This window comes from Methanosarcina sp. A14 (assembly GCF_001729375.1).
Lineage (GTDB): Archaea > Halobacteriota > Methanosarcinia > Methanosarcinales > Methanosarcinaceae > Methanosarcina > Methanosarcina barkeri.
On sequence record NZ_LZPK01000109.1, the window covers coordinates 1 to 3,391 of the forward strand.

Annotated in this window: 1 protein-coding gene; it reads left to right on the forward strand. The window is 45.5% G+C overall.

The window, feature by feature from the left end; translation table 11 throughout:
* The first annotated feature begins 491 nt into the window (after positions 1-491).
* On the forward strand, positions 492-3,263 hold the full coding sequence (gene alaS / locus A9239_RS05955) for an alanine--tRNA ligase (RefSeq protein ID WP_048154133.1): 2,772 nt from the start codon (positions 492-494) through the stop codon (positions 3,261-3,263).
* The last annotated feature ends 128 nt before the right edge of the window (positions 3,264-3,391 follow it).

A 3,391-nucleotide genomic window follows, 5' to 3' on the forward strand; every position in this document is an offset into this window, starting at 1 on the left:
TAAAACTTCTATACAGGTAAGAGTTAAGATGCAGGAATTATCCTTTTCCGAACTCCTATTTTTGGTGAGCCTTTCGAATACAAAGCCTAGCTTTTGTTTAAATAAGAATAACTTCCTGCCTTTTAAATGAGGAATAAGGTTTTTGTAGTGTCTCTGTAATAGGTTAAAGTCTATAAGTATGTAGTTGCTTTAATATAAATTCATTATATATTTCGTTATGTTGGTAAGTTATTTATTCTGCAAAAGCAACATCGAGTTGCAAATTATTCGCACACGATTCACGGGTGTTTCATTATTTCAAACCAGTCCCCGATAATTTATATAAAAGTGAATGAATAAATACACTGAATTACTATATAGAAAGTCAAAATTCCACAGTATATGCACTTTAAGTGCTGGAAGTTTCTTAAAACGGTTGAGTTGGGGTATTTCCCCTTTTGTTTTCAGATAGACCAGGGCAGAGCAAAACCCAACCCTCCGGAGAGATTGTTATGCTTGAAGATGAATATCAACTTGAATTTTTCAAAAATAACGGGTTCGTCCGGAAGCAGTGCCAGTCATGTGGCAAATTCTTCTGGACACGTGACCCTGACCGAAAGACATGCGGAGATGCGCCCTGCGATCCTTATACCTTTATAGGAAACCCAATTTTTTCCAGGGAATTTGATATCTCCCAGATGCGTGAGTATTACCTCTCATTCTTTGAGGAAAGAGGGCACACAAGGATCAACCGTTATCCTGTAGTTGCTCGCTGGAGAGATGACCTTTATCTTACCATTGCGTCCATTGCAGATTTTCAGCCTTTCGTAACTTCAGGACAGGTTCCCCCACCTGCAAATCCCCTAACGATTTCCCAGCCCTGCATTCGCCTGAACGACCTGGACTCGGTGGGCAGGAGTGGTCGCCATCTTACAACCTTTGAAATGATGGCACATCACGCCTTCAATAAAAGGGATCACGAAATCTACTGGAAGGAACATGCCATGGAACTTTGTGATGAACTCCTTACCTCACTTAAGTTAGATCCCTTTGCTGTAAGTTACAAGGAAGAGCCCTGGGCAGGCGGAGGAAATGCAGGGCCCTGCGTTGAGGTTCTTGTACACGGGCTTGAGCTTGCTACCCTTGTTTTCATGGACCTGAAAGCCGACAAAAAGGGTGACATTCTCATCAAAGGTGATACCTATTCTAAGATGGATAACTACATTGTTGATACCGGATACGGGCTCGAACGTTTCGTCTGGGCTTCGAAAGGGTCACCTACAATATATGACGCACTTTTCCCTGGCATAGTAAACGAACTCATGGGGCTTGCAGGGCTTGAGCATGAACTGGATAACTCCGAATATGCAAATATCCTGGCTCAGAATGCTCGGCTTGCAGGGTTTATGGATGTAAGTGAACAGTCAAACCTTCTGGAACTCAGGAAAAAGGTCGCTTCAAGCATCGGAATGACCGTGGATAAACTCTCGGCTATAATGGAACCTGTAGAAAAGGTCTATGCAATTACTGACCATACACGCTGTCTGACTTTCATGCTTGGAGACGGGATCATTCCTTCGAATGTCAAAGCAGGGTACCTTGCGAGGCTTGTAATCAGGCGGACTTTACGCATGATGGATGACCTTGACATCCGTATCCCGCTTTCCGAAATTATGGATATGCATATAAAGGATATGCCGGAGTATCCCGAATTCAGGGAAAATTTCCCGGTCATACAGGACATCCTGGAATCCGAAGAAGAGAAGTTCCGCAATACAATGGAAAGAGGCCGCAGGATCATTCAGAAATCGGCATCTCATTTCAAGAAAACCGGGGAAAAGATTCCTTTATCTCAGTTAACTGAACTTTACGATTCTCACGGAATCCCGCCTGAGATGGCAAAAGAAGTAGCATCCGAAATCGGAGTGGGCGTAGAATTCCCTGACAACTTCTATTCCATTATTGGTGAACTGCATAACAAGGCCGAGGAAAAGGAAGAAGAAGTAGTTCCATTTGCAGACCGGCTTAAACACCTCCCAAAGACAAAGCGCAGTTTCTATGACGAGCCCACGCGCCTGGAATTTGAGGCTGTTGTACTGGATGTCTTTGACAACAACGTAGTGCTGGATAACACCTTTTTCTACGCTGAAGGCGGTGGACAGCCTGCAGATATGGGAACAATCGCTACCGCGTATGCAGTATACAAGGTTGTGGATGTCCAGGTCTACGACGGCGTAATAGTACATACCATAGAGAACCCTGAAGGGAATCTTGATATCCGCAAGGGTGACATTGTCAATGGTAAAGTGAACGAAAAGCGCAGGATGACCCTTGCCAGACACCACACGGCAACCCATATCGTAAACGATGCAGCCAGAAAAGTTCTTGGAAAACACATCTGGCAGGCCGGTGCCCAGAAGTTTGAGGACCACTCAAGGCTTGATCTTTCCCATTACAAGCATATCTCTCCTGATGAAGTGAAGCAGATAGAGCTTCTGGCAAATCGCACGGTTATGGAAAACAAGCGTGTTGTTACGGAGTGGATGTCAAGGACTGAAGCCGAGCAGGAATATGGCTTTGGGCTCTATCAGGGTGGAGTACCTCCAGGAGAAAAAATTAGAGTTGTAAAGGTCGGAGACGATGTTGAGGCCTGTGCAGGTACGCACTGCGTCAGTACAGGAATTGTCGGCCCGATCAAAATCCTGAGGACCGAGAGGATCCAGGATGGAGTTGAAAGAGTTGAGTTTGCAGCAGGAGTTGCAGCCGTACGTGCCATGCAAAAGATAGATTCTCTCCTGGCAGATTCCGCAAAGACTCTGAGTGTGCCTCCAGAGCAGCTTCCGTCAAGTGTTGAGCGTTTCTTTGGGGAATGGAAAGACCTCAAGAAAGAAAACGAGAAACTCAAGGAAGAAATTGCCCGCGCCAGGGTTTACAGGCTGCTGGGAGGAGCTTCCGAGGTTGCAGGTCTCAAGGTTATTGCCGAATTCATTCCTGAAGCTGATTCCCTTGAACTCCAGAAGACCGCTACTGAACTCATGAAATATGAAGACGTGGTATCTCTTCTCGCAAGTGATGCCGAAGGAGTTAAGCTCATTGCATCTGCCGGACAAAAAGCCTTAGGCTGCGGAATCAATGCCGGCAGCCTTGTCCGCGAGATGTCGAAGCTTGTAAACGGAGGCGGAGGCGGAAAGCCTGCTCTTGCTATGGGCGGTGGAACTGACCCATCTAAAATTCAGGACGCGCTTGCCCGTGGGCTTGAACTCGTAAAAGAAGCCTGCAAATAAGTCTGCAAGTAAGTCTGAAAAAAAGAAGTCTACAGGAAGTCTACAGGTAAGTCTGAAGATTCCGGGTTTTTAATTCCCGGCAATTTCTTCTTTTATCTTTTTCTTCCCTTTCAATTGTTTTTCAATTG